22 protein-coding genes and 1 tRNA gene are annotated in these 23,162 nt (G+C 72.3%); 2 read left to right on the top strand and 21 right to left on the bottom strand.

Annotation, left to right across the window (positions count from 1 at the left end; genetic code table 11):
- Both ACH4SP_RS08720 and ACH4SP_RS08715 read right to left on the bottom strand, forming a co-directional pair.
- Positions 1-1,521 carry an ABC transporter ATP-binding protein gene (locus ACH4SP_RS08720; RefSeq protein ID WP_398411861.1) on the bottom strand — a complete coding sequence of 507 codons (1,521 nt, stop codon included), beginning with the start codon at positions 1,519-1,521 and terminating at the stop codon, positions 1-3.
- A 187-nt stretch (positions 1,522-1,708) separates the two neighbouring features.
- Positions 1,709-2,770, bottom strand: a complete 1,062-nt coding sequence (locus tag ACH4SP_RS08715; RefSeq protein ID WP_398411571.1) for a BMP family ABC transporter substrate-binding protein — start codon at positions 2,768-2,770, stop codon at positions 1,709-1,711.
- 237 nt (positions 2,771-3,007) lie between these two features.
- Between ACH4SP_RS08715 and mtnA the strand changes: the two genes are divergently transcribed.
- Positions 3,008-4,081, top strand: a complete 1,074-nt coding sequence (gene mtnA, locus ACH4SP_RS08710; protein ID WP_398411568.1) for an S-methyl-5-thioribose-1-phosphate isomerase — start codon at positions 3,008-3,010, stop codon at positions 4,079-4,081.
- Positions 4,082-4,156: 75 nt separating this feature from the next.
- Here the strand turns inward: mtnA and mtnB are convergent, their stop codons facing one another.
- From mtnB to ACH4SP_RS08655, 11 genes are all read right to left on the bottom strand, one after another.
- The gene (gene mtnB / locus ACH4SP_RS08705; protein WP_398411565.1) at positions 4,157-4,837 is read right to left on the bottom strand and encodes a methylthioribulose 1-phosphate dehydratase; all 681 of its coding nucleotides are present in this window, start codon (positions 4,835-4,837) and stop codon (positions 4,157-4,159) included.
- A gap of 7 nt (positions 4,838-4,844) precedes the next feature.
- The gene (gene mtnC / locus ACH4SP_RS08700) at positions 4,845-5,558 is read right to left on the bottom strand and encodes an acireductone synthase (RefSeq protein ID WP_398411562.1); all 714 of its coding nucleotides are present in this window, start codon (positions 5,556-5,558) and stop codon (positions 4,845-4,847) included.
- Positions 5,555-6,187: a 1,2-dihydroxy-3-keto-5-methylthiopentene dioxygenase gene (locus tag ACH4SP_RS08695; protein WP_398411560.1), complete on the bottom strand. Its 633-nt coding sequence runs from the start codon at positions 6,185-6,187 to the stop codon at positions 5,555-5,557. The genes mtnC and ACH4SP_RS08695 overlap by 4 nt, the downstream gene beginning before the upstream one ends.
- Before the next feature lie 144 nt (positions 6,188-6,331).
- Positions 6,332-7,123: an amidohydrolase family protein gene (locus tag ACH4SP_RS08690; protein ID WP_398411558.1), complete on the bottom strand. Its 792-nt coding sequence runs from the start codon at positions 7,121-7,123 to the stop codon at positions 6,332-6,334.
- Positions 7,124-7,282: 159 nt separating this feature from the next.
- Positions 7,283-7,858 carry a hypothetical protein gene (locus ACH4SP_RS08685; protein ID WP_398411555.1) on the bottom strand — a complete coding sequence of 192 codons (576 nt, stop codon included), beginning with the start codon at positions 7,856-7,858 and terminating at the stop codon, positions 7,283-7,285.
- Positions 7,855-9,249 (bottom strand): hypothetical protein, encoded by a 1,395-nt coding sequence (locus ACH4SP_RS08680; protein ID WP_398411553.1) that lies wholly within the window; start codon positions 9,247-9,249, stop codon positions 7,855-7,857. Before ACH4SP_RS08680 ends, ACH4SP_RS08685 begins: the two co-directional genes overlap by 4 nt.
- On the bottom strand, positions 9,246-10,097 hold the full coding sequence (locus tag ACH4SP_RS08675; protein WP_398411551.1) for an ABC transporter ATP-binding protein: 852 nt from the start codon (positions 10,095-10,097) through the stop codon (positions 9,246-9,248). Before ACH4SP_RS08675 ends, ACH4SP_RS08680 begins: the two co-directional genes overlap by 4 nt.
- Complete coding sequence (locus ACH4SP_RS08670) at positions 10,094-10,909, bottom strand: zf-HC2 domain-containing protein (protein ID WP_398411548.1); 816 nt, start codon at positions 10,907-10,909, stop codon at positions 10,094-10,096. Before ACH4SP_RS08670 ends, ACH4SP_RS08675 begins: the two co-directional genes overlap by 4 nt.
- Positions 10,906-11,460: an RNA polymerase sigma factor gene (locus ACH4SP_RS08665; RefSeq protein ID WP_398411546.1), complete on the bottom strand. Its 555-nt coding sequence runs from the start codon at positions 11,458-11,460 to the stop codon at positions 10,906-10,908. The genes ACH4SP_RS08670 and ACH4SP_RS08665 overlap by 4 nt, the downstream gene beginning before the upstream one ends.
- Before the next feature lie 166 nt (positions 11,461-11,626).
- A tRNA-Leu gene (locus ACH4SP_RS08660) sits at positions 11,627-11,714 on the bottom strand.
- A 99-nt stretch (positions 11,715-11,813) separates the two neighbouring features.
- Positions 11,814-12,278 carry a hypothetical protein gene (locus ACH4SP_RS08655; RefSeq protein ID WP_398411544.1) on the bottom strand — a complete coding sequence of 155 codons (465 nt, stop codon included), beginning with the start codon at positions 12,276-12,278 and terminating at the stop codon, positions 11,814-11,816.
- A 222-nt stretch (positions 12,279-12,500) separates the two neighbouring features.
- Between ACH4SP_RS08655 and ACH4SP_RS08650 the strand changes: the two genes are divergently transcribed.
- Positions 12,501-13,817 carry a DUF2254 domain-containing protein gene (locus tag ACH4SP_RS08650; protein WP_398411542.1) on the top strand — a complete coding sequence of 439 codons (1,317 nt, stop codon included), beginning with the start codon at positions 12,501-12,503 and terminating at the stop codon, positions 13,815-13,817.
- Between the two features lie 59 nt (positions 13,818-13,876).
- Here the strand turns inward: ACH4SP_RS08650 and ACH4SP_RS08645 are convergent, their stop codons facing one another.
- The 8 genes from ACH4SP_RS08645 to ACH4SP_RS08610 form a co-directional block, all read right to left on the bottom strand.
- Positions 13,877-14,959, bottom strand: coding sequence for a sugar phosphate isomerase/epimerase family protein (locus ACH4SP_RS08645; protein ID WP_398411539.1), 1,083 nt, complete (start codon positions 14,957-14,959; stop codon positions 13,877-13,879).
- A gap of 149 nt (positions 14,960-15,108) precedes the next feature.
- Positions 15,109-16,560: a nucleotide pyrophosphatase/phosphodiesterase family protein gene (locus ACH4SP_RS08640; protein ID WP_398411537.1), complete on the bottom strand. Its 1,452-nt coding sequence runs from the start codon at positions 16,558-16,560 to the stop codon at positions 15,109-15,111.
- Positions 16,557-17,801 (bottom strand): metabolite traffic protein EboE, encoded by a 1,245-nt coding sequence (eboE, locus tag ACH4SP_RS08635; protein WP_398411534.1) that lies wholly within the window; start codon positions 17,799-17,801, stop codon positions 16,557-16,559. The genes ACH4SP_RS08640 and eboE overlap by 4 nt, the downstream gene beginning before the upstream one ends.
- A 58-nt stretch (positions 17,802-17,859) precedes the next feature.
- Entirely contained in the window at positions 17,860-18,711 is an 852-nt protein-coding gene (locus tag ACH4SP_RS08630; RefSeq protein WP_398411530.1) for a TatD family hydrolase, read from the bottom strand.
- Positions 18,711-19,670 (bottom strand): EboA domain-containing protein, encoded by a 960-nt coding sequence (locus ACH4SP_RS08625; RefSeq protein WP_398411529.1) that lies wholly within the window; start codon positions 19,668-19,670, stop codon positions 18,711-18,713. Before ACH4SP_RS08625 ends, ACH4SP_RS08630 begins: the two co-directional genes overlap by 1 nt.
- Positions 19,667-20,698 carry a sugar phosphate isomerase/epimerase family protein gene (locus ACH4SP_RS08620; RefSeq protein WP_398411859.1) on the bottom strand — a complete coding sequence of 344 codons (1,032 nt, stop codon included), beginning with the start codon at positions 20,696-20,698 and terminating at the stop codon, positions 19,667-19,669. The genes ACH4SP_RS08625 and ACH4SP_RS08620 overlap by 4 nt, the downstream gene beginning before the upstream one ends.
- Positions 20,699-20,703: 5 nt before the next feature.
- Complete coding sequence (locus ACH4SP_RS08615; protein ID WP_398411527.1) at positions 20,704-21,894, bottom strand: SCO3242 family prenyltransferase; 1,191 nt, start codon at positions 21,892-21,894, stop codon at positions 20,704-20,706.
- Positions 21,891-23,066, bottom strand: coding sequence for an inositol-3-phosphate synthase (locus ACH4SP_RS08610; protein WP_398411857.1), 1,176 nt, complete (start codon positions 23,064-23,066; stop codon positions 21,891-21,893). Before ACH4SP_RS08610 ends, ACH4SP_RS08615 begins: the two co-directional genes overlap by 4 nt.
- Between the last annotated feature and the right edge of the window lie 96 nt (positions 23,067-23,162).

Below are 23,162 nucleotides of genomic sequence, written 5' to 3'. Positions count from 1 at the left end.
TCAACTCATTCTCTTGGTGGGACTTTTGGAACTCTTGGTGCGTGTTTCAGCTGCCGCGCCGCCCGCCATCGCGAGCCCGAGGGTGCGTTCGTCGGCCGCCTCCCGGTCGTACTCGGCGGCGATCCGGCCCTCGTACATGACCAGGACCCGGTCGGCCAGGCCGCGGATCTCGCTGAGCTCGGCGGAGACGAGCAGCACCGCGTGACCGGCGTCGCGGTGCGCGACCAGCTCGCGGTGGATGTTCTCGATCGCGCCGATGTCCACGCCGCGGGTGGGCTGCTCGACGATCAACAGCGGTGTGCCGTGGGCGATTTCGCGCCCGATGACGAGCTTCTGGAGGTTGCCGCCGGAGAGCGAGCCCGCCGCCGCGTCGGGCGAGGACGCCTTGATGCCGAAGCGGTCGATCAGCCTCAGCGCGTGCGCGCGGACGGCGGCCCGGGGCAGCAGGCCGCGCCGGGAGAGCCGCGGGGTGCGGTGATGGCCCATCGCGAGGTTCTCGGCGATCGAAGCGGTGCGGGCGGTGCCCACCTCGCTCCGGTCCTCGGGTACGTACGCGAGCCCGGCCGCCCGCCGTCCGGCGGCGCTCGCCCGGGTCACGTAGACGCCCGCGATCTGGACCTGGCCCGCGTCGGCGGGCCGCAACCCGGCGAGTGCCTCGACGAGTTCGCTCTGGCCGTTGCCCGCGACGCCCGCGATGCCGACGATCTCCCCGGCCCGTACGGACAGCGAGACGTCGTGCACCCCGGGCAGGCTCAGGCCCTGCACGGTCAGCACCTCGTCCGCGACCGTCCCGCCGGGGTGGACGCGGTCGAGTTCGACCTCGCGCCCGGTCATCGCGGCGGCGATCTCCTCGGCCGTGGTGTCGGCGGTGCGGAGCAGGGCGGCAACCCGGCCGTCGCGCAGCACGGTGACGTTGTCGGAGCCCTCCAGCACCTCGCGCAGCTTGTGCGTGACGAGGAGCACGGTGCGGCCCTCGTCGGCGAGCGAGCGCAGGACCGCGAAGAGGGAGTCCGCCTCGGCGGGGGTGAGGACGGCGGTCGGCTCGTCCAGGATCAGCACCTGCGCACCGCGGTGCAGCAGCTTGAGGATCTCCACCCGCTGCCGTACGCCGACGGGCAGGTCGCCGACCTTGGCGTCCGGGTCGACGTCCAGGCCGTGCGCGGTGGCGAGTTCCGCCGTACGGCGGCGGGCGGCGGCCCGGTCCACCAGGCCGAACCTGCGCGGTTCGGCCCGGTAGACCACGTTCTCCGCGACCGTCAGCGACGGGAACAGCTTGAAGCTCTGGTGCACCATGCCGAGCCCGGCGGCGATCGCCCGGCTCGGATCGGCGAAGGAGACCTCGCGGCCGTCGAGCCGGATGCTGCCGGAGTCCGGCTGCTGCAGCCCGTACAGGATCGACATGAGGGTCGACTTGCCCGCGCCGTTCTCGCCCATCAGGGCGTGGATCTCGCCGCGCCGGACGGTGAGGTCGACGGAGTCGTTGGCGAGGACGCCGGGGAACGCCTTGACGATCCCCCTCATCTCGACGGCGGGTGCGGCCTGTTCGGTGGACGCACCCGGCTCGGCGGACGCGCTCGGCGCAACGGACGCACCCGGTTCGACGGGCTCGTCGGGGCCGGTCGACCCGGTCGGTTCGGCCGGCCCGGTCGGCCCAGTCGGTTCGGTCGGTTCGGTGGGCCCGGTCGGTTCGGCCGGTTCGGTGGGCGCCTCAGGCTGCGGGGTCATCGATCTTCAGCTTCCCGGAGACGATCTGCTCGCGCAGCGCCTTGACCTTCTCGATCACGTCGGTGTGCTCGGCGATGACGCAGCCGGACTGCTCGATGCCGCTCTCCAGGCCGGTCAGGCTCATGCCGTTCTCCTTGAGGCCGTAGGAGATGGTGTGGCCGGTGTTGCCCTTGAGGATCGCGGCGACGCCCTTCTCGATGGCGACGTCGGTCTTCTTGATGACGTTGTCGACGACGGCGCCCTTGGCGGCCGGGCACTGGTTGGCGTCCACCCCGTAGGCGTACACGCCCTTGGCCTTCGCGGCCTCGAAGATGCCGTAGTTGCCGGCCGCCGCGGCGGCCATGATGTGGTCGACGCCGCCGGAGATCAGCGAGCTGGCCTGCGCCTTGGCGCGTGCCGAGTCGGTGTACGGGTTGTCGCCGCCGACGTAGCGCGTCGCGGCGGTGGTCTGCGCGGAGGTCTTCTTCGCCCCCTCCTCGAACGCGTCGCTGTAGCGGTGCACCGTCGGGCTGTCCTCCGCGTCCACCGAGCCGACCTTGTTGCTCTTGGTCAGCAGCCCCGCCTCGGCGCCCGCCAGATAGGCGGCCTCCTGCTCGCGGAAGGTCGCACAGGTCACGTTGGGGAACTTCGCGAGGGTGCAGGTGTCGACCAGCAGGAACTGCTGGTCGGGGTGGGACTTGGCCTGCTTGGCGACCAGATCCGCGAACTCGTAGCCGACCATCACCACGACGTCCGGCGAGTCCTTCACCGCGGCGGTGAGGTTCTGCGCGCGGGCGGAGGGGTCGGCGGACTCGTACGTCCTCGCGCTTCCCTTGTGGGTCTTCGCCGCCGCCTTGATGCCCTTGACGGAGAGCTTGAGGAAGTCGTTCTGGGCGACGGGGTCCGGGGTGACCAGCACGAAGGACCTGCCGTCGGCCGACCCGGCCCCGTCGGTCTTCGTCGCGGAGGCGTTGCAGGCGGTCGCCAGCAGCACGGCACCGGAGGCGAGAGCGGTCGCCCGGAGGGTGGCAGCCCGGAAAGTGGCGGTACGTATTCGCTTCAACATGGTGAATCGCCTAACGGGCGGGCCTGGCACGGGAAGTGCGTCCCAGGCAGCAGCAGGGAGTAGTGAGACGAACACACCGAGAGGGTGCGGGGCAGGACAGTAACACCGTGTACGGCACCCCTAACCGGTTGTCCATATGCTGAACAGCTGTCTCAAAATGCATTCCCGCAGCTCAAGTACCGTATGCGCACACCACATTCAGGCCAGAACAAGCCCCGAACCGCTCAGGAGACGCCCGTGTCCCAGCCCGTCGCCGCGACCGCAGCCACTCCTGCGGCCGCCACTGCCGAACTGCGTGCCGTCGAGTGGTCCGGAGACCACTTGCGCCTCATAGACCAGACCATCCTCCCCCATCACTTCGCTTACGTCGAGATCCGCGATACGGCCCAACTCGTGGACGCCATCGTCCGGTTGGTGGTACGGGGCGCTCCCGCGATCGGCGCGGCCGGTGCCTACGGGGTGGCTCTCGCCATGATCGAGGGCGAGCGCGAGGGCTGGTCCCGCGAGCAGGTCCTGGCCGCGGTCCACCGCGTCCACGAGGCCCGCCCGACCGCGGTGAACCTCGCGGTCTGCGTGGACCGGGTCCTGCCGCACCTCGACGCCGGACTGCCGGCCGTCCTGGCCGAGGCCGCCGCGATCCAGCGCGAGGACATCCGGGCGAACAGGGACATGGGGGTGTTCGGCGCCGACTGGCTCCTCCGGCGCACCGGTCTGACCCGCCCGCTGCGCATCCTCACCCACTGCAACACCGGTGCGCTGGCCACCGCGGGCTGGGGCACCGCACTCGGTGTCATCCGCGAACTCCACACCCGGGGCCTGGTCGAGCTCGTCTACGCCGACGAGACCCGCCCCCTCCTCCAGGGCTCCCGCCTCACCGCGTGGGAACTCGACTACGAGGGCATCCCGCACTGCGTCCAGGCCGACGGCGCCGCGGCGGGGACCATCCTGCGCGGGGAGGTGGACGCGGCCGTGGTCGGAGCCGACCGCATCGCGGCCAACGGCGACACCGCCAACAAGGTCGGCACCGTGGGCGTGGCCCTGGCCTGCGCGGACGCGGGAATCCCGTTCCTCGTCGCCGCCCCCACCACCACCGTCGACGTCGCCACCTCGTCCGGCGACGACATCCACATCGAACTCCGGGACGGGGACGAGGTGGTGGCCTACGGCGGCACCCGCACCGCACCGCCCGCCACCCGGGGGCACAACCCGGCCTTCGACATCACCCCGGGGCGCCTCATCACCGCCCTCGTCACCGAACGCGGCGTCCTGGACTTCGGCGCGGGCGAACTCCCGGGGAGCCACTTGGCCTGACGGCCGCCGGGACCGGCCGCAAGTGGCCGGTCCCGGTCTTGATCCTGCTCCTGCTCCTGCTCCTGCTTCTGGCGGTTACCGGTCCCGGTTCGCCAGGGTGAGTTCGAGGAGCCACTCGACGACCTCGGTGTGGTGGCGGGCCCGGCGGGCGTCCGCACCCCACACGTACAGACCGTGCCCCGCGACCACGACGGCGGGCATCCCGGGGTTGCGGGCGGCCTCCAGCCGGTCGCCGAGCACCTTCATGTCCTGGCTGTTGGCGATCACCGGGAGGGTGACGTCGACGCCCTCGGCCGGCTGGCCGACGCCCTTGAGCATCTCCAGGTCGCGGAAGACGATGCCACCCGGCTCGCGGTGTCCCATCGCGACCGAGGCGACGGTGTGGACGTGCACGACGGCGCCCGCACCGGTCAACCGTGCGACGCGCGCGTGGAGTTCGGCCTCGGCGGACGGCCTGCCCGGACCGATCGCCGCACCGTCGCCGTCGACCAGGACGACGTCGGAATCGGTCAGCTCGCCCTTGTCGTGGCCCGACGCGGTGACCGCGAGCCGCAGCGGGTCCCGGAGAAGGACCTGCGAGAGGTTCCCCGAGGTGCCGCGCATCCAGCCGAAGGACGCGAAGCGCGCCGACTCGGCGGCCAACACCGCGCCCGCCGCCTTGAGTTCCTGCTCGGACACGCCGCCGGTCGCATCGCCCGACACTCCGCCGGTCACGTCGCCGGACAGGCCCCCGGTCACGTCGTCGCTGCTGCTCATGCTGTGCTCACTCGCCTCTCGGGTGGATCTGGTCGAACGTCGCCGCCTCGGGGTGGTCGCCCACGCCCTGCTCGTAGTACGGCTCCCCCGCCCTGCGGACCCCGGCCGTGCGCCACCCGGCCGCACGGGCCGCGTCCAGCTCACCGGGGCGGTCCGAGAGGAAGAGGGTCCGCTCCGCGGCCGTGCCGATGGCACCGGTGATGGCCCGGTATGACGCGGCCTCCTGCTTCGGCCCCGCGTTCTCGGTGTCGTACAAGCCGCTGACCAGCGACGAGAGGTCGCCCTCCGGGGTCGAGGCGAACCACGCCCGCTGGGCGGACACCGACCCGGACGAGTACACGTACAGGCTCAGTCCTGCGGCCTTCCAGGCGTGCAGCGCGGGCAGCACGTCCGGGTAGAAGTGCGAGACCAGTTCGCCGCGTGCGAAGCCCTCCGCCCACACGATGCCCTGGAGGGTCTTCAGCGGGGTGGCCTTGCGGTCCTCGTCCAGCCAGCCGTTCAGGACCGCCTCGATCCGGGCCGCGTCCGCGTCCGGCTCGCCCGCCAGCTCCCGCACCTGGGCGATCGCCCGGGCCACCGCGGGCTCGGCCGCCCGCTCGCTCAGCAGCGCGCCGAAGCGCTTCCGCGAGTACGGGTAGAGCACGTCGACGACGAAACCCGTGGCGCTGGTGGTGCCCTCGATGTCGAGGACCACCGCGTCCACGTCGTACACGGGACTCACTTGCCGGTCTCTCCTTCTGCCGTCGCTCCGGCCGCTGCTTCCGCCTCTGCCGCGTACGCGGCCGCGATCGTGTCGAAGTCGGGGAAGCGCCCGGCGATCGGGGATCCGGTGAAGTTCCCGATCCAGCCGTCCTCCTCGTGGAAGAAGCGGATCGCGGTGAAGGAGGGGGACGTGCCCATGTCGAACCAGTGGGTGGTGCCGCGCGGCACCCCCAGCAGGTCGCCCTTCTCGCAGAGCACCGCGTGCACCTCGCCCCGCGCGTGCAGGTAGAAGATCCCGGACCCGGCGACGAAGAAGCGCACCTCGTCATCGTCGTCGTGGGTGTGCTCCTGCAGGAACTTCGCCCGCGCGGCCGCGGCCTTCGCCGGGAACTCCGGGTCGTCACCGGGGTGCAGCGCGACCACGTCGACCATCTTGAAGTCCTCCTCGGCGGTCAGCTTGTCGATGTCCGCACGGTACGCGGCGGACACCTCCTCGATCCCCGCGTCGAAGGGCACGTGCGCCAGGACCGGCCACTGCTCGTACCGCACCCCGATCGGGACGAGCGCGGCGGCAATCTCCGCCGGGTCTGCGGTACGGCGGACGACGGTGTCGGGACCGGACTCGGGCCAGCTGGTGAGGAGGGTCACGGCGACTCCAGGGCACTTGGAAGGCTGGGGCGTACGAAGAGCGAACAGAAAGCCTATCCCGCACATACAGCACCCGGAACGCCTGTGTCAGGGACTGGGACACGCCCGTGCCGGCCGGGGCGCAGGGCACCGGCCGGCACCCGGTCAGAGGCCGAAGATCCGGCGCGCGTTGCCGGACAGGAACAGCTCGGTGGCCTCCTCGTCCAGGTCCAGCTCACCGAGGTGCTCCAGCGCCCGGGCCGGGGTGATCATGGGGTAGTTGGAACCGAACAGCACCTTCCGGCGGCCCCGGCCGCGGACGTAGTCGACCAGTTCGCGCGGATAGCGGCGGGCGGTGTAGGCGCTGGTGTCGATGTGGACGTTGGGGTGCTTGTCGGCCACCGCGATCATCTCCGTGGTCCACGGGTATCCGATGTGCCCGCAGACGATGGTGAGTTCGGGGAAGTCGAGCGCGACCTGGTCGATGTACGGGATGGGGCGCCCGGTCTCGGACGGACGGAGCGGTCCGGTGTGGCCGACCTGGGTGCAGAACGGGATGCCGAGGTCGACGCAGGCTGCGTAGAGCGGGTAGTACAGCCGGTCGGTGGGCGGGAGTTGCCACAGCCAGGGCACGATCCGCAGGGCCACGAAGCCCAGTTCCGTGACGGCGCGGCGCAGTTCGCGCACGGCCTGGACCGGCCGGGTGAGGTCCGCCCCGGCCACTCCGCGCAGCCGGCCTTCGGACCGGACCACGAAATCGGCGACCTCGTCGTTGCTGATCAGCGGGCCTCCAGGGCCGTACCAGGCCGACGAGAGACCGATCTCCACGTCGGCCGCGGCCATCGCGTCCACCGTCACCCCGACCGGCAGCGGCTCGGTCAGCAGCTCCATCCCGGTCCACCGGCGCAGGGACTCCAGCATGTCGTGGTTGTAGTGGCGGACCGTGGGGTGCTGCATCCACGCGTCGATGACCGGCACGGAATCCCTGCCCTTCGCTGAAAGTCTCTTCCAGTCTCTGGCCTAAGCGATCGCTTATCGCGACCCTAGCCGCCGCCCACCATCAACTGCCACCCCTGGAACTGGAGTTGCGGATCCGCAGGGCGACCCGCAGAGGCGCTATCTCCGCGGCCCTCCGAAGGCGTAGACCGCGACGCCGGTGACAGCCAGCACGACGGCCGTCCAGGTGCCGGTCTCCGTGCCGGGCGGCAGCATCATCCAGGTCAGGACCTGCGTCGCCACGTCCGGCGCGGGCGGAACGACGAACGAGACGGACAGCCACGCGACCGGCAGGACCCAGGCGTACTGTCCCCCGCACCAGGCGGCCCCGAGGGCGACGAGCCCCGTCAGCCCCGCGCTGTTGCGCACCACGAACACCGGGGAGGCCTGCTGCCCGCTCATCGTCTGCACCGCCAGCAGCACCGCGCCGATGACCACCCCGCCGAGCAGCACGTGCGCCGCCCGGCGGGGCATCCAGCGGATCGCGGCCGTCCGGTCAAGACCGAGGTCCTGCCCGCCGAGCCCGACCGAGACCGCCGTCGCCCCCGCGGCGAGGATGAGCGCGGCCAGCCGCGGATCCGTCGGCGCCCCGCCGCCGAGACCCGCGAGTGCCCACACCACCAGCGCGCTGAGCGCCACCACGGCGGCCGAGAAGGGCACCTGGCGCGAACGCGCGTACAGCGTCAGCCACCTCACCGTGAGACACCGCCGTTCAGGACGGCGAGCGGGTCGCCCGCGCAGGAGACCGCGGCGGCGTGCGCGGCACCGATCCGCTTCCGCTGCTCCGCCCGCGGCAGTGCGGTGAGCTTCTTCCACACCGGGCGGGCCAGGTCGTCCTGGTCCTTCGGCGGGTACATCGTCCCGTCGAGCGGACGGAGGTCCTCCCCCAGGACCCAGGAGGCCGCGACAGCCTGTGCGGCGGCGTCCTCCCGCGTACCGCTCTCGGTTTCGCTGCGGGGGCGGCACAGCGGGACCATTCCCTGGGCGACCAGGGCCCGGGTCAGCTGCCGTTCGCCCTCGGCGCCGCCGATCATCCCGTCGTCGAAGTCGACGAGCACGGAGGCGCGGGGCCGTTCCGGTACGGCGCCGAGCGCCCGTAGTGCGGTCGTTTCCCGGACCGTGACGGGCGCCTTGTCCCCCAGGGCGCCGCGCATCAGGCGCAGCGCCTCCTTGCCCGGACCCGCCAGGCCGTCGAGCCGCGCCTGCCGCGCCGCCGTCACGCACACCGGGCCCTCGCACACCTGCTCCGCCGCGGCCCGGTCGACCACGTACGTGTCGCGGTCGTCGGCCGGCAGCAGAAGCAGGGCGAGCGCCCCGCCCGCCAGCAGAGGGGTGAGGGCGAGCAGCCGGGCACGCAGGCCGGTGCCGACCAGCAGGGCGAGGCCCGTCGCGGCCATGCCGAGCAGCCAGAGCGTCTGCCCGAGGTGCACGGGGCCGGAGAGCGTGAGGAGGGTTTCGCGTACCTCCGCCACCGCGGGCGACAGCAGCGAGACGGGGTTCGGCACCGCGGACACCGGTAGCTCGGAGTCCGAACTCTGGACCTGTCGCAGGAAGTTGTTGAACACCAGGGCGGCCACGGCCAGCGCGGGCGGGGTGAGGGCGGAGGGCACCGCCCGCGCCACCCCCATGCCCAGGACGGCCCCCGCGCCCAGTGCGAGCGCCCCCACCAGCGAGATCGGCAGCCAGCCGATGCTGACGTACGCGGCACCGCCTGCGAGCAGTTGCACCACGCCCACGAGGACGAGGAGGGCGAAGGCCGAGACCAGCGCGAACGCCGTCGTGCCCGCCAGGGCGGCCGCGCGGTGCCGTGCGGGCCGCGGGGTGCTGGCCAGCAGTTCGGACATCTTCGAGCGGGGGTCGCGCAGCCCCTGGAGCGCCCCGAGTCCCACGGCGAGCGGCCACAGGAAGGCCAGCAGGTACCGGGTCCACAGGGCCGTGGAGGTCCACTGGTCCGTCCACAGCGTGGTGCCCCTCCCCCACGCGCCGGGCACGAGGTACAGGAACGCGAGCGCGGCCACCAGGACGGCGGCACCGGCCCAGGGGGCGAAGGACCGCCTCAGTTCGATGCGCAGGACACGGAGGTTCACCAGGTGCCCCTCGTCTGTGCGGGGTCCGCCAGCAGTGCCGAGTAGCCGCGTTCCAGCGGGCTGTCGCCCACGTGTTCCGGGCCGCCCGCGGCGGCCAGCTCGTCCGGGGTCCCCTGGAAGACCAGCCGCCCCTCGGCGAACAGCACCACGTCGGTGCAGGCTGCGGCCACGTCCTCGACCAGGTGGGTCGAGACGACCACGCAGGCGTCCGTGCCCAGCTCCTGGAGCAGGTCGCGGAAGCGCAGCCGCTGCGCCGGGTCCAGTCCGACCGTCGGCTCGTCGAGGAGCAGGACCGACGGGTCGTTGACGATGGCCTGGGCGATGCCGGCCCGCCGCACCATCCCGCCCGACAGGGCCTTCATCCGCTCGTCGGCGCGGTCGGCCAGACCGACCCGCTCCACGGCGCGCTGCACCGCCGCGGGGATGTCCGCCTTGGGCACCTCCTTCAGCCATGCCATGTACTCGACGAACTCGCGCACGGTGAAGCGCTTGTAGTAGCCGAACTCCTGCGGCAGGTAACCGATCCGGCGGCGCAGCGCACGGTGCTCGCCAGGCCCGCCCGCGGACTCCCCGAGCAGTTCCAGCTCGCCCTCGGTGGGGCGCAGCACGGTGGCCAGCGCCCGGATGAGGGTGGTCTTGCCCGCTCCGTTGGGACCGAGGAGGCCGTGTACGCCGGTGCCGAGCGACAGGTCGAGCCCGTCGACCGCCATCCGGTTCCTGCCGACCTTGACCTTCAGCCCGGTCGCCCGGATCTCCCAGGCGTAGGCCGTGGGGGCGATGTCGGCGCTGCTCACTGCGATCACGCGGTTCCTCTTCACTTGCTCTCTCGGTCCCTTCAGGGAATTCATCGATGGGCTCCCAGCACGGTGTACGCACCTCTGCGGGCGATCACGACGCCGATGCCGAGCACGAGGACCAGCCCCCACACCGGCAGCCCGTACGGCTGCAGGACGACGGTCATACGGCTGGTGGCCAGGGTCGGCGCCACCACCACCGCGGCCCATGCGGCCACCAGGACGACGGCCGCGCGGGTCACGCCGATCACCCCGCCCAGCGCCAGGGTCAGCGAGGTGAAGGCCAGGGAGGGCAGCAGCCACTGCGCGGCCGTCACGCCCGTCGCCCATCCCCCGGCCAGCAGCGTGGGGATCACCACGGCGAGCACGGACGCGGTGCGCCGCAGCACCAGTTGCAGCCCCGCCCTCGGTGTGGAGGCCGTCAGTTCGTACGCCGGGTCCAGGCCGCGCGACCAGGAGGCGGCCACACCGCACACGGGCAGGACGGGCGCGAGCAGCAGCACCAGGGACACCTGGCCGAAGCCGGGGCCCACCACGTCCAGCAGCAGTGCGAGCACGGTCACGGCCAGGACCATGGCGAGCCACGGCGTCATGGCGGGCGTGGTCCACGCCGACAGTCGCACCCCGCGCCGGCGCCGCGGTGCGGGAAGGGCGGCCAGTTGGTGCGCGAGGTCGGCCCAGACGGCGTCGGTCGCCGCTGCCACGGCGGGTGCCCCGACCGCCACGGCGACCGACAGCCGGTCACGGCAGACCCCGCACCCCTCCAGATGGGCCTCCAGGGCCCACACCTCGTCGGTGCCGAGATCCGGTTCGCCACGCACGTACCTCTCGATGAGCCGTACCGACGCGTGTTCCACGTGATTCATGCCAGTGCCTCCCGCATCGCGATCCGGGCCCGGCGGGCGCGGGTCTTGACCGTTCCCTCGGGCACCCCGAGCAGAACGGCGGTCTCCCGGACGGACAGTCCGTCGAGCACCATGGCCCGCAGTACCTCACTGAGTTCGGGCGCGAGGCGCCGCAGCGCGTCCCCGACGTCGCCGCCGACGGTGGCCACCAGCGCCTCCTCCTCCGCGGCGGGCGCCACGGGGTGCGGAGCGGCGGCGGTCGGCGGCTCCGCGTGGTGCGCCCTGCGCCGGAACGCGTCGACGAGGCGGCGGGCCGCGATCGTCCACAGCCACCCGACGGCCGTCCCCCCGGCCCGGCTCCCCGCGAAGGAGCCCGCCGCCCGCCACACCGCCAGATACGTCTCCTGCATGACCTCGGCGACGATCTGCGGGTCGGCACAGCGACGTTGCAACCGCACCGCCAGCCACGGCGACGTACGCCGGTACAGCTCCTCGAAGGCGGCCCGGTCCCCCCGGGCCACGCGTCGTAGGAGACGCTCCTCGTCCAGTTCCTGCGGCGCTGCCGCCCTCACTCGCTTCACACCTGCTAGACGTGGGGCTGGGCCTGCGGGTTTTCACCCGGGAGTGATCTGGGTCACATCAGGGCGGGGTCGACGGTGACCGAAACGCCCGACCGTCCACCGTCATTGCGGACGCCCACGGCAACGCAAAAGACCCCACATGATGTGGGGTCTTCGCTGGTGTCCGAGGGGGGACTTGAACCCCCACGCCCGATAAAGGGCACTAGCACCTCAAGCTAGCGCGTCTGCCATTCCGCCACCCGGACAAGGTGTCTGTCGTGACCGGGGCTGTTTTGCGCTGTCCCGTTCCGACATGGAAAACAATACCAGGGGTTCGGGGTGGGTTTCACCTGCGTTTGGCGTGGTCAGTGACCTGCGGCCGCCTTGTTGGAGGTGATCCAGTCGTCGTTGTGCTGCCAGGCGTACAGGGTGTTGCCGGATGTGTACGCGTAGTAGAGATCGCAGCGGTAGGCGGCCTCGCCTGAGGAGTTCTTCGGGAACCAGTCGGCCTGAAGCGCGGGCTCGGTGGAAGCGGCAGTGGGGAGCTTCTTGCAGGTGGGAGGGAGGGTGGCCGCGGTGGGGAGGGTGGCCTTGAGGAGGCGGTCGCCGCCGGTGGTCTTCATCGCGTACGAGATGTCCTTGGCGGTGTCGGGGAGCCAGCGCGGTACCGAGGGGCGGGACTCCTTGGCCTCGGCACCGGTGGCGTAGGTGGCGGACTCGTCGTGGCGGCCCGTGTACCAGTCCTGGACTGCCGGGCCCGCGACGAGGCCGAGGAAGGCGGCACCGGCGACGGATCCGGCGGTGATGGCGACGATGGCTGCGCGCTTCATGGGGCGTGACTCCTCGGTGGGGTGGTTCTGGGGTGCGGTGGATCTCAGATGTGGTGGATCTGGGGTGCGGTGGATCGGGGATGTGGTGGTTTGTGGTGGTGGTTCCATCCTCGGGGGGCTTTGGGCCGTACGGGTCAGACCGGAGGACCGTTGTACGTACGACTGAGGTGGCATGCGGAGGGGTGCCCACCTAGGGGGCGCGGTACGGCCTAGCTTCGCGGGGTGAGTACTCCAAGCGGTTCGCGTTATCGCAGGCCACGGGCTCTCTCGCCGCTGCGGGAGCATCTGCGGGACACCTTCTGGTTCGCCCCGACGGCCGGGCTGGTGGGGGTGGCCCTGCTGTGGTGGGCGGCGTCCGTCGTGGACGCGGAGGTCGTCGAGCTCATGCGGCAGGACGGGGACTACGACGGCATCGCCGGGCTGATCGGGTACGCCGACGACGCCAAGACGATCATCACGACGGTCAGCTCGGCGATGCTCACGTTCATCGGTGTCGTCTTCAGCATCTCGCTGGTGGCCGTGCAGATGGCGAGCGGGCAGTTCAGCCCGCGGGTGGTGCGGATCTTCGTACGGAGCCGGATCACGAAGCTGACGTTCGCCGTCTTCCTCGCGACGTTCGTACTGTCGCTGCTGGTCATGGCCGCGTACGACGGCGAGAGCGATCCCCGGCTCGTGAGCTCGGTGCCGCTGCTGCAGAGCGTGCTGACCATGCTGATGGTGGGCCTGAGCCTGCTGCTGTTCATCGTCTACGTGAACTCGACGCTGCGGCTGATGCGGGTCAGCCACGTCATCGACCGGATCAGCCGGGAGTCCTTGGCCCTGCTGAGGAAGCAGGAGCAGCAGAGCGAGGAGGCGGACAGCGCTCTCGGGCCGGAGACCGCCAGGTTCGCGCACCAGGGGCGGGCCGGGGTGCTGCGGGACGTGCACATCGCACGGCTGGTGCGCGTGGCGCGGCGGCGGGGTGTGGTGCTGCGGCTGATTCCGCGGATCGGGGATTTCGTGGTGCCGGGGACCCCCGTGCTCGCCGTGCACGGTGCGGGGGTGGTGTCCCGGAAGGCGTTGCGGTACTCGGTGTCGGTCGGGGTGGAGCGGACCTTTCACCAGGATCTCGGGTTCGGGCTGCGGCAGCTGGCGGACATCGCGCTGCGTGCGCTGTCGCCCGCGGTGAACGATCCGACGACGGCCGTGCAGGCGCTTGACCGCATCGTGCAGTTCCTGTCGGTGGCCGCGGAGCTGCCGCTGGGGGCGCTGCGGCACCGGGACGCGGACGGGGCCGTGCGGTTCGTGCAGGACGTGCCGGGGTGGGCGAATCTGGTGGATCTGGGGCTGAGCGAGATCCGTGGGGCGGTGGTGGGCAACCCGCAGGTGTCGCGGCGGATGATGGCGGGCGTCGAGGACCTGTTGCTGCTCGCGCCGGAGGAGCGGCGGGAGGTACTGCTCCGGCACCGTGCGCTCCTGGTGGAGACGGTGGAGCGTACGGTGCCGGTCGCCGCCGAGCGGGAGTTCGCGCTCACGGCCGATCGTCAGGGCATCGGCTGAGGGGCCCTGGGAGGCGGGAGCCTCGTCCGCCGTCGGGTGTCAGCGTCCGCCGCCGCGCGTCAGTGGTGGCGCTCGCGCAGGGAGTGCAGGTGGGCGCTGGACTTCCGGGCGAAGGCGAAGGAGTCGGTGGGGCTGTCGTGTTCGACCTGCCAGTGGTGGTCGCGACGGCCGTGGTGGGTGCGGTTGACCGCGGAGATGAAGCGCTGGTAGTCGATGTCTCCGTCGCCGACGTCGGTCATGCGGTAGCCGTCGCGGGCGGCGGCGTCGTGCTCGCCGTCCTTGACGTGGAAGAGCGGGTAGCGGTGCGGCTGCTTGAGTACGTAACGGAGCGGGTCGAAGGGGGCGGGGGTGCCGTCGGCCCTCTTCGAGAAGCGGAACTGGCCCACGTACGCCCAGTAGATGTCCATCTCCAGGTGGACGAGGCGGGGGTCGGTCTCGGCGAGGAGGACGTCGTAGAGGCGGGTCCCCGGCCGGTCGGTGGCGAAGGAGAACTCCTCCGCGTGGTTGTGCTGGTAGAACTTCATGCCGCGCTTGCGGGCCGCTTCGCCGTACGTGTTGAACTCCTCGGCGCAGCGCTTCCAGCCGTCGACGGTCGTGCCGTAGCGCCAGGGGCCCGACGCGGTGCCGATGTGCTGGAGGCCGAGGGTCTGGGCGTCGTCGAGGACCTTGTTGAGGTTCTGGGCGAAGGTGTAGGCGTTCGGGTTGTTGTCGTCGTAGTAGCCGACGTGGCTGCCGATGCCGCGCAGGCCGTGGTCGCGGGTGAGGCGGCGGAGTTCGGGCAGGGTGAGCGGACCGGCCGAGCCCTGGGTGTAGCCGGCGTACTCGACCTCGTCGTAGCCGTAGAGCGCCAGCTCGGCGAAGACCTTCGCGAAACCGAGGGTCGCGACCTTGTCGCGCAGGGAGTAGAGCTGGACGCCGAGGCGGCCGGGCGGGAGTACGGGCCGGCCGCCGTGGCCCTTGTCGCGGGAGGTCTGCGGGGCTTCGGCGGCGACCGCCGGGGTCGCGGCGGCGCCCAGGAGGGCGGCGGCGGTGGTTCCGGCGGCCACTCCGAGCATGTTCCGTCGGGAGAGGCGGTGGGTGAGCTCGGGGTCGTCGGCCTTGCTGCTGCGGGGTCTGCGGGGCAGGCGTGGCAGGTGGGACATGCGGGCTCCTCGGTCGGGTCGGTGGGTCGCCCGTACGGAATGGGCGTACGGCGTACGTACGGGACGGGCGCATACGAGATGCGCCCGTACGGGATGCGCCCGTACGGAACGGGCTCGTACGGAACGGGCTCGTACCGAACGCGTGGGTGTCAGTGCAGGCCCGCCAGGTGGAGCAGCAGGGCCTTCACTTCGGTGGCCGCGGTGCGGCCGGTGAGTGCGTGGGGGGTGGAGCAGAGGATGAGCGGACCTTCGTCGTCGCTCGCGGGGAGGCGGCCGTGGCTGCCGCGGATGGGGGTCGGGTCCAGGGGGACCACGGCCATCCGGTAGCGCATGCCGAGCTTCTTGCGGGCGACCGCGGCGGCTGCCCTGAGGCGTACGTACGGGTCGAGGGGGTCGAGGAAGAGCTCGACGGGGTCGTAGCCGGGCTTGCGGTGGATCTCGACGAGCTGGGCGAAGTCCGGGGCGCGGGCGTCGTCGAGCCAGTAGTAGTACGTGAACCAGGCGTCCGGGGCGGCGACGGCGACCAGCTCGCCGGAGCGGGGGTGGTCGAGGCCGTGGGCCTTCTTGCCCTCGTCGTCGAGGAGTTCGGCGACTCCGTCGAGTCCTTCGAGCGCGGCCCGGGTCGCGTCGAGGTCTTCGGGACGGCGTACGTAGACATGCGCGATCTGGTGGTCGGCGACGGCGAACGCGCGTGAGGTCATGGGGTCCAGGTACTCCATGCCGTCCTGTGTGTGGACCTCGATCAGGCCGGCCCGGCGCAGGGCGCGGTTGATGTCCACGGCGCGCGAGACGCGGGTGATGCCGTACTCGGAGAGCGCGACGACGGTACGTCCCTCGGCCTCGGCGTCGTCCAGGAGGGGCGCCACGACCGCGTCCAGGTCGGCGGCCGCGCGGTGGGCCCGGGGGTCGTCGGGGCCGTAGCGCTGGAGGTCGTAGTCGAGGTGCGGGAGGTAGCAGAGGGCCAGGTCGGGGTGGTTCGTACGGAGGATGTGGCGGGTCGCGCCGACGATCCAGCGGGACGAGGTGAGGTCGGCGCCGGGGCCCCAGAAGTGGAAGAGGGGGAACGTGCCGAGCTTCTCGGTCAGTTCGTCGTGGAGGGACGGGGGGCGGGTGTAGCAGTCGGGTTCCTTGCGGCCGTCGGCGTAGTAGACGGGGCGGGGGGTGACGGTGATGTCGGTGTCGGCGCCCATCGCGTACCACCAGCAGATGTTGGCGACGGTGTAGCCGGGGTGGACGCGGCGGGCGGCGTCCCAGATCTTGTCGCCGGAGACCAGGCCGTTGTGCTGGCGCCAGAGGAGGACTTCGCCGAGTTCACGGAAGTACCAGCCGTTGCCGACGATGCCGTGCTCGGCGGGGGTGGCACCGGTGAGGAAGGTGGACTGGGCGGAGCAGGTGACGGCGGGGAGGACGGTGGTGAGGGGGGCCTGGGCGCCGGTGCGGGCGAGCCTCTTGAGGCGGGGCATGTGGTCGAGGAGGCGGGGGGTGAGGCCTACGACGTCCAGGACGAGGAGGGGGGTGGGGGCTGCGGCGACAGTGGGGCCGGTGTCCGTGACGGGCTCGGCGGGCTCGGGCTCGGGGGGCTGTTGGGGCGACGGGGTCATGGGAGCTCCTTCAGGCCCAGGTCGGTCAGGAGGTCGCGGGCGAGGGTGAGTTCGGCGGCGATGCCGTCGGCGAGTTGGGCACGGGTGCGGGGGCGGAGCTCAGGCGGGAGTGCCTGCCAGGTGTAGGTCTCGACCTCCAGGTGGTGGGTGAGGGGGTGCCCTGAGGAGTGGGCGACGAGCTGGGCGAGGGCGTCCTGGAGGACGGAGAGGGTGGAAGTGAGGGGTGGGGCGGGTGGTGCGTGGAGGGGTACGTGGAAGTGGGCTCGCCAGGGGGTGCTGGTGGGGAGGGAGGCGGTGGCCAGGGCTTCGGGCAGGTCGTCGGTGCCGTGGAGGGCGTGGGGTGGAGGGCTTGCCTGCAGGTGGGGGGTTGTGGGGTGGTCGGCGGCGGGCGTCTCCGGGGGGTGGGTGGTGGTGCGGGTCTGGTGGAGGAAGCGGGGTTCGGCGAAGTGCGAGAGAGCCGTGCGGACTTCGGGGAGGTGGGGGTGTTCCGCGTGCAGGGCGGCTGAGAGCTGGGCCTTCGCGACGGGGATGTTCGCGGTGGTGAGGGCGGACAGGGCGGTGGCCGGGTCCTCGAAGGACGTGGCGAGGTGGCAGGTGTCCACGCAGACGCCGATGCGGGGGTGGCCCAGCGTGGCCAGGGGGGCGATCGCGTCGGCGGTGGTTTCGATGGTGCAGCCCGGTTCGGGTTCCAGGCCGATGCGCACGGACTTGCCGGTCAGGTCTTCGAGGGCGTCGAGGCGCTCCGCGAGGGTGGTGAGGGCGGTGCGGGCCGTGGTCGCGGCGGTGGGGTGCTGGTCGTACGGGGTGCGCCAGGCCAGCGGGAGCGTCGAGATGCTGCCCTCCGTCACGTCGTCCGGGAGGAGTGCGACGAGGAGCCGGGCCAGGGTGGTGGTGTAGGAGAGTCGCTCCGGATCGGCCCAATCGGGTTTGTAGACGCGGTACTTGACCTCCTGCGCGCCGAATCCTTCGTACGGGAAGCCGTTGAGGGTGACGACTTCGAGGCCGCGCCGGTCGAGTTCGCCGCGCAGGCCGCGGAGTGCCGCCGGGTCGGTGGCCAGGGAGTGCGCGGCGGCCCTCGCCAGCCACAGACCGATGCCGAGACGGTCCCGGCCGAGGCGTTTGCGTACGGGCTCGCAGTGGTCGCGGAGCTGGGCCAGCACTCCGTCGAGGGTCTCGGCGGGGTGGACGTTGGTGCAGTACGCGAGGTGGACGGTCGAACCGTCGGGGTGGCGGAAGCGCATGCGGGGTGTCCCCTTCCGGTGCCGGGGTGGGGGGGGTGGGGTGCCGTGAGGTGGGGCTCTATTCGCCACCGCGGAGGATGGAGTTGCCCTCGTGGAGGAGGGGCGGGGCGGCGGGGGCCGTCAGGTCGAGGCGGCCGCTGAGGCCGTAGAAGGCGGCGGGGTTGCGCCACATGACCAGGTCCACGTCGTCGGCGGAGAAGCCCGCGGCGAGCAGCGCGTCGGCGGCCTTGCGCGTCTTCAGGGGGTCGCTCCTCCCCCAGTCCGCCGCGGAGTTGATCAGGACGCGCTCCGTGCCGTGCTCCTTGATGATCGCGACCATCCGGTCCTCGTCCATCTTGGTGTCCGGGTAGAGGGAGAAGCCGAGCCAGCAGCCGCTGTCAGTGGCGGCCTTTACGGTTGTCTCATTGAGGTGGTCGAGGAGGACCTGGTCCGGAGGGAGGTGCGATTCGCGTACGACGTCGAGGGTGCGGTGCAGCCCGGCGAGCTTGTCGCGGTGCGGGGTGTGCACGAGCGCGGGCAGGCCGTGGTCCGCGGCGAGTTGGAGCTGGGCGGCGAGGGCGTGGTCCTCGGCCGGGGTCATCGAGTCGTAGCCGATCTCGCCGACGGCGACGACGGAGTCCTTGACCAGGTAGCGGGGCAGTTCGTCGAGTACGGGGGTGCAGCGGGGGTCGTTCGCCTCCTTGGGGTTGAGTGCGAGCGTGCAGTGGTGGGCGATGCCGTGCTGGGCCGCGCGGAAGGGTTCCCAGCCGAGGAGGCCGTCGAAGTAGTCGAAGAAGCTGGCGGGCGAGGTGCGGGGCTGGCCGAGCCAGAAGGACGGTTCGACGACGGCACGGATCCCGGCGGCGTACATCGCCTCGTAGTCGTCGGTGGTGCGGGAGGTCATGTGGATGTGCGGGTCGAAGATGCGCATCAGGACTCCTCCGAGGGGGCCTCGGGAGCGGGGGCGACGGTGGCCTGTGGGACATGGGCCGGGGCAGTGCGGGCGAGGACCCGGTGCAGGTCGGCGGGGACGGGGCGGCCGGCGGCGGTGCGTTCGGCGGCGTAGTCGGTGAGCATGCGGGCGAGTTCGGCGTCACCCTGGGCGCGGTGGGCCAGGGAGTGGACGGCGTCGACGGGGACTCCCGTGAAGAGGCACTTGAGGACGGCGTGCCGCCAGGCGTGCGGGTCCAGGTGGTCGGCGGCGTACGGGCCGAGCGCGGCGGCGATCAGCCGGGTGTCGTTGGTACGGAGCGCGTCCTCCACGAGCGGCAGGGCGGAGCCGTCATGGGCGTGGGCGAGGTGCGGCAGTGCCTGGAGGACGGCTCTGCGTTCGGCGGCCGTGCCTCGGGTGTAGAGGCGGTGGGTGGTGGGGCGGTCGGCGTGGGCGGCGCAGAGGAGGAGGATGCGGGCGGCGGTGGCGGGGTCGTGGTCATCGGGTACCGGGACTGCCTGGCCCCCCTGCGTCCCATGGATCGCCTTCGCCAGCCGGGTCGTCTGAGCCGCCTGAGCCCCCCGCGCCGACTCACTGCGGTTTTCGTTGGTGCGGCAGCGGCGGCCTGCCTCAGCGAAGCGGACTTCCCAGGTGGGGGGCTCCGTGCTCTGCGGGCTCCGTATCGGGGCTGGCGTGCTCTCCGTCCCGCGTGCGCTCTCGGTCCCACGTGCGTTCTCGGTCCCGCGTACTCTCTCCGTCTCGCGTACTCTCTCGGTCCCGTGTGCGCTCTCCGTCGCCGCAGGCGCGGGTTCTGTCGTCGGAACTGCCGAACTGCCCCGTGCCGAGGCAGCCGCTGCCTCGGCCAGAGCTTCGTGGAGCCAAGCCCTGGCCGCGCCGCCGAGGTGCGCTTCGAGTGCTTCTCTGAGTGCGGTGGGGCTGTCGGCGCGGACGGTCGTCACGGTGTGTCCTTCGCTTTCGCCGGTGCGGTGGCCCGGGACGGCTGCGTCGGCCGGGCGGCTGTCTGGTGGAGTCCCGCTGTCGCCTCGCGCAGGAACTCCCGTGAGCTGCGCGCCAGTTCGGGGCCCGCGTGGGAGTGGCGGGGCAGTTCGACCACCGTCAGGCCCTGGTATCCGGTCGCCGCCAGTGCGGCCAGTACCGGCGGGAAGTCGATCTCGCCCTCGCCGAAGGGCAGGTGCTCGTGCACTCCCCGGCGCATGTCCTCGATCTGCACATGGCGCAGCCAGGGCGCCGCCTCCCGTACGCAGTCGGCGGGCGAGCCAGGTTCCAGGCACTGGCAGTGGCCGATGTCGAGGGTGAGGCCGAGGTGGTGCGGGTCGCCGAGCACGCGGCGCAGGTGGTGGAAGTCGGCGAGCGTGGCGAGGAGGTGGCCGGGTTCCGGTTCGACGGCCAGGGGGATGCGGGCCGCCGTGGCCGCTTCGACCACCGGAACCATGGCCGTTGCCAGCCGTTGCCACGCGGCGTCGGTCGGCGTGCCGGCGGGGACCGTACCGCTGAAGCAGTGCACGGCGTGGGCGCCCAGTTCCGCGCCGACCCGGACCGCCGTACGGAGGAGGTCGGCGCGGGCCGTCCTGCCTGCGGGGTCGGGGTCGAGGAGGGACGGGCCGTGTTTGCGGCGCGGGTCCAGGACGTAGCGTGCGCCGGTCTCGACGGTGACGGTGAGGCCGAGTCGTTCCAGACGTGTCGCCAACTTGGCGGTGCGGGCGGGCAGTTCGGGGGACATCGGGTCGAGGTGCATGTGGTCGAGGGTGAGGCCGACGCCGTCGTAGCCGAGGTCAGCGAGGAGCGCCAGCGCGTCGTACAGGCGGAGGTCGGTGAGGCCGTTGGTTCCGTAACCGAAGCGGAGGGGTGCGGTGCGGGGTCCCGGGACGGGGCGCGACGTGGAGTGCGGGACCGGGTGCGAGCCGGGGCGGTGCGGCGCGGGCCCCTGGGTGGGGCGCCGGACGGAGGCCTCAGGCGGGTCTTTCAGGGGCTTCACGTGGGGCTCACCTTTCGTGCGAGGCGCCGGGCCAGCGGCGCCAGGGCCAGCAGGGCCGCCCCCGCGCCGGGGGCTCCCGCCCTGGCCGCCAGTGCGGCCTGCAGCGGGATCATGGCGCGGATGCCGCCGCCGACCGCGCGCTGGGTGAGGGGCGGGGACGGGTTGAGCGCGGCATGAAGGAGCGGGCGCGCGGCGGTTCGGAGGTACGCCGCGGCGAGCGCACAGGCCACGATGCGGTCGGGCCGGGCACCGTGCCGCGCGGACGCAGCAGCCCCCGGGGGGCCTCCGGCCGCAGCCCCCGGAGCACCCCCCTGCCGGACCGCACCAAGACCGGCGACTCCCTGCCGGACCGCACCAAGACCGGCGGCTCCCTGCCGGGCCACGCCCCGACGGGCACCACCCAGCCGGACCGCACTCCGACGGCCGACGCCCTGCCGGACCACACCCCGACGGTCACCACCTGCCCTGGCCGCACCACGACCGACGCCACCCCACCGGACCCCACCCCGGCCAACACCACCCGGCGGTGCCCCGTCTCCCGCCCTGCGGGACAGGCCCGCCGCTATGGCCACCACCGCCCCAAGTACAGCCAGTGGCGCCGCCGTTGATCCTCCCTGCACCTCGTGCCGCGACACCTCCGTCACCCCGTAGGTGTGCGCACCGAGCAGGGTCGCGGCGGACAGTGCTTCGGCCAGGGCCGACCGGGATGACCCCGGAGCGGAGGTACCCGTCGCCACCGCCCCCATCAGCAGGTCCAGCGCCCGTGCCGACGCCATCGCCGCCGGGGCCAGTGCCGTGTGCTTGAGTTTCAGGTCGTACGCCCAGACGGTCGCGGTGACCGCCGTCGCCGCCGCGAGTGCGGGTCGGCCTGCCCGTGAGGCCAGGAGCAGGCCCGTCGCTGACAGGGCGCCGGCCGCCGAGAGGGCCGCCGCCGGGGCGATCCGGCCCGAGGGGATCGGGCGGTGCGGGCGGTCCCGGGCGTCCTCGGCGCGGTCCGCCCAGTCGTTGAGGGCCATGCCCGCCTCGTACAGGCAGAGGGAGGAGGCGAGCGCCAGTGCCGTACCCCTGTTGGGGCGGGTGCCAAGGGCCGCCGCTCCGGCGAGCGCGTCGCCCGGGACGGTCAACAGGGCCGATACGCGGAGGAGTTCGAGCCAGGCGCGGACATCACCACCAGCGGGACTCGTCATGCGGCTCCGCCTCCCAGCGCCGTACCGAAGTCGAGCAGGTCCGCGTACTGGTCGGCCAGTGCCGCCGAGCCCGCGCCGTCGGGGTCCTTGAAGTAGAAGGCGAGGGCGGGGAGCGGGCCGGAGATGCCGCGTTCGTGGGCGCGGGCGAGGAGCCGGGCGAGGTCCAGGACCAGTGGGGCGGCGAGTGCCGAGTCGCAGCCCTGCCAGGTGGTCTGGAGGGTCATGCGGGCGCCGAGGAAGCCTTCGAAGGCGATGTGGTCCCAGGCCGTCTTCCAGTCGCCGAGTGCGGGGACCTCGTCGATGTGGACGTCGCCCTGCGGGAGTTGGCCCAGGGCATCGGTGAGGACGCGGGTCTTGCCCGCGTTCTTCGCCGCCGCCGCTGCCGGGTCGGCGAGGGCCGCTCCGTCGCCGCCGCCGAGCAGGTTCGTACCCGACCAGGCACGTACGGACAGAGCGCGCTGGACGAACATCGGGGCGAGGACCGCCCGCAGGAGCGTCTGCCCCGTCTTGCCGTCCCGGCCCGCGTACGGCAGTCCGCTCGCGGCCAGGTCTGCTGCGAGCGCGGGAGCGTACACACCCGTGGAGGGGGTGAAGTTGACGTACGGGCAGCCGGAGCGGATGGCCGCCGCCGCGTAGAGGGAGCTGGGTGCGAGGGAGCTGTCGGCGGGCGAGGGCGCCGGTTCGGTGGAGGAGACGTTGACGACGACCACCCGCGCCAGGTCGTGGCGGGTGCGGAAGGCCGTCAGGTCCGCCGCGAAGGACGCGATCAGCGCGTCGTCCGTGCGGGTGTCGCCCGGCAGCGGCCCTCCCTGCCTGATCTCCGCGTCGGCCGCGGTCAGTTCGGCGCGTACGGCAGCGGTGAGGCCGTACGGCAGGACGCCGCCGGCCTCCAGTTGCTCCGCCCGTTTGGGCAGCGGGCAGCTCGCCGTGTCGTGGCCGCCGAAGACCAGCGAGGTGAGGGGCGGCAGGCCGGATTCCGCGAACGGCGCGGTCTCGGTCACCATTCCGGTCGGCGGGTGCAGGCCCGCCGCCGTCGCCGCGCAGCCCGCGACGGCGGTGGTCGCGACCGAGCCGCGAGCACCGACGAACCAGACGCCGGTGCGGGCCGATTCGGAAGAATTGCGTACGACATCGGGAGAGGTGCGTACGACATCTGTGGGCGCGGCGTCGATGGGCGCGGCGTCGGTGGGCGCTGCGTCGGTGGGCGCTGCATCTGTGGACACGGCGGAGCCTCCCTGCACTGAAGAACCGATGTGGAGGGCGGTGGG

Origin of the sequence: Streptomyces sp. NPDC021093 (assembly GCF_044333135.1) — a bacterium.
Classification (GTDB): domain Bacteria; phylum Actinomycetota; class Actinomycetes; order Streptomycetales; family Streptomycetaceae; genus Streptomyces.
Note: the sequence above shows the minus strand (reverse complement) of the source record. Positions and strands in the feature narration are given on the sequence as shown.

Excerpts from the sequence above, each read along its gene's own strand:
- ACH4SP_RS08720 (WP_398411861.1), bottom strand. The coding sequence starts at position 1,521 with ATGAGGGGGATCGTCAAGGCGTTCCCCGGCGTCCTCGCCAACGACTCC.
- ACH4SP_RS08715 (WP_398411571.1), bottom strand. The coding sequence starts at position 2,770 with ATGTTGAAGCGAATACGTACCGCCACTTTCCGGGCTGCCACCCTCCGG.
- mtnB (WP_398411565.1), bottom strand. The coding sequence starts at position 4,837 with ATGAGCAGCAGCGACGACGTGACCGGGGGCCTGTCCGGCGACGTGACC.
- ACH4SP_RS08690 (WP_398411558.1), bottom strand. The coding sequence starts at position 7,123 with ATGCAGCACCCCACGGTCCGCCACTACAACCACGACATGCTGGAGTCC.
- ACH4SP_RS08675 (WP_398411551.1), bottom strand. The coding sequence starts at position 10,097 with ATGAATTCCCTGAAGGGACCGAGAGAGCAAGTGAAGAGGAACCGCGTG.
- ACH4SP_RS08670 (WP_398411548.1), bottom strand. The coding sequence starts at position 10,909 with ATGAATCACGTGGAACACGCGTCGGTACGGCTCATCGAGAGGTACGTG.
- ACH4SP_RS08655 (WP_398411544.1), bottom strand. The coding sequence starts at position 12,278 with ATGAAGCGCGCAGCCATCGTCGCCATCACCGCCGGATCCGTCGCCGGT.
- ACH4SP_RS08645 (WP_398411539.1), bottom strand. The coding sequence starts at position 14,959 with ATGTCCCACCTGCCACGCCTGCCCCGCAGACCCCGCAGCAGCAAGGCC.
- ACH4SP_RS08640 (WP_398411537.1), bottom strand. The coding sequence starts at position 16,560 with ATGACCCCGTCGCCCCAACAGCCCCCCGAGCCCGAGCCCGCCGAGCCC.
- eboE (WP_398411534.1), bottom strand. The coding sequence starts at position 17,801 with ATGCGCTTCCGCCACCCCGACGGTTCGACCGTCCACCTCGCGTACTGC.
- ACH4SP_RS08630 (WP_398411530.1), bottom strand. The coding sequence starts at position 18,711 with ATGCGCATCTTCGACCCGCACATCCACATGACCTCCCGCACCACCGAC.
- ACH4SP_RS08615 (WP_398411527.1), bottom strand. The coding sequence starts at position 21,894 with ATGACGAGTCCCGCTGGTGGTGATGTCCGCGCCTGGCTCGAACTCCTC.